Consider the following 1,846-nt stretch of genomic DNA (forward strand, 5'->3'; position numbering starts at 1 on the left):
GACGGAAATCGGGTGTGCTGTCGCCAAGTCAGGCACGGCATTCTCTGTCACGCCACCCACCTGGCGTCCTGATCTCACAGACAAGTGGACTCTGGCAGAAGAAGTGGCCCGTATTGTCGGCTACCACTTGATTCCTGCAGTTCTTCCTGTGGCGCCTCCCGGACGCGGTTACACCGTCGCCCAGGACGTGCGCCGCCGCGTCTCAAACACCTTGGCAGCGACAGGTCACACCGAGGTGCTGAGTTACCCCTTCTTTGATGAAGAGACCAACAACCTTTTTGGTTCGGCAACCGAAAACTCTGTTCCTCAGGTTCGCCTTGCTAACGCTTTGGATGCAACCCAGGGTTGGATGCGTACATCGCTACTTCCCGGCCTGATTGGCACCGCTGCCCGTAACCGTTCACGCGGACTGACTGATTTGGCACTGTTCGAGACTGGTCTGGTATTCCTTCCCGAGCAGGGAAAGACATATGGTCAGGACATCGTTGCTGGTGGAGTTCGTCCCGCACCTGACGTGGAAGCCAAGCTCTATGCCGGTATTCCACCACAGCCTCGCTACATCTCTGGTTTGTTCGTGGGAGATGCCATCTCTAAGCAAGTTGGCCAGAAGGCCGTTGCTTATGACTGGCAGGACGCGCTCGCCGCTGTTCAGCAGATTGCTCTCGGTGCTGGCATTCAGATCGCTGTTCGCCAAGGAAGCCACAAGGCATTCCACCCCGGTCGTACTGCAGAATTGCTGCTCGGTGATGCTGTTATCGGATATGCCGGTGAACTCCTGCCTTCCGTGGCTGAAGACGCACACCTGCCACGCACGGTTGCTGCATTCGAATTGAACCTGGATGCTGTGACGGATGCTGCTGGTGTTCCTCACGTGGCTGTGGATGTCAAGACCATGCCTGCTGCAACCCAAGACCTCTCTCTTGTTGTCGCAGACTCCATTCCTGCAGCAGATGTTCTTGCTGCAGTGGTGGAAGGTGCGGGAGAACTGCTGGAAACAGCAACTCTCGTGGATGTCTACCAAGGCACAGGAATTCCAGAAGGACAGCGTTCACTGACCTTCGCCTTGCGATTCCGCGCAGATGACCGCACACTGACTGCTGCGGAAGCCACAGCTTCCAAGGAAGCTGGTGTTGCGCTCGCCGCATCACGCTTCGGTGCAACAATCCGCGACTAACTCCGGTGAATAAAACCTGGCAACTCTTGGTTGGCTTCAACGCGAAGCCCATCAATGTCGTCTTGATGTTGTTTGTTGGGGCAATACTGGCCAGCACTGTTCTCATCATCGGGGGAGTGGATAGCTGGAAAAACATCCTGCTTGCCCTACTTGCGTGGGATATTGGCTCAGGACTGATGAGTACCTCCAATGAGGGGCTACATCAGGCATGGCGTGAACAAACAAGAACAAATCGCTGGGTTTTTGTGATCTTTCATGTGACTGTCTATCCAGCAATCGTCATTCTTTTGTCCCCCAGTGTTGGTATATCGGTTCTGTTAGTTGGCTTGCTTGTGGCCAAAACAGGTTTCTTTGCGGTGGGAACACTCTTCGGGAGAAACTAGTTTTCTTCACCACACCCTTCCCAAACCTCAATAACTGGTTGAAGGTTTTAGATAGAGTTATCTAATGACATACTCGGTTGCCATTGCTGGAGCCAGCGGTTACGCCGGTGGTGAGGTCCTGCGCCTGCTCGCTGGACACCCCGAGTTTGAGGTGCGCACAGTTACCGCACACTCCAATGCAGGTCAGCGTTTGGTTGATGTTCAACCCCATCTGCGCAGCTACGGCGACCTTGTGCTCAAAGACACCACAGCTGAGATTCTTGCTGGTCATGATGTTGTCTTCTTGGCC

Annotated in this window: 1 protein-coding gene and 2 pseudogenes; all 3 read left to right on the plus strand. The window is 54.6% G+C overall.

Translation table 11 applies throughout. The annotated features are described in order from the left end of the window. A pseudogene (locus tag Q0362_RS00770) lies at positions 1–1,174 on the plus strand (phenylalanine--tRNA ligase subunit beta); the annotation flags it as partial. A 5-nt stretch (positions 1,175–1,179) separates the two neighbouring features. Then, entirely contained in the window at positions 1,180–1,557 is a 378-nt protein-coding gene (locus Q0362_RS00775; protein ID WP_298118698.1) for a hypothetical protein, read from the plus strand. A gap of 64 nt (positions 1,558–1,621) precedes the next feature. Further along, a pseudogene (locus Q0362_RS00780) lies at positions 1,622–1,846 on the plus strand (N-acetyl-gamma-glutamyl-phosphate reductase); the annotation flags it as partial.

This window comes from uncultured Aurantimicrobium sp. (genome assembly GCF_936931525.1).
Taxonomy (GTDB): domain Bacteria; phylum Actinomycetota; class Actinomycetes; order Actinomycetales; family Microbacteriaceae; genus Aurantimicrobium.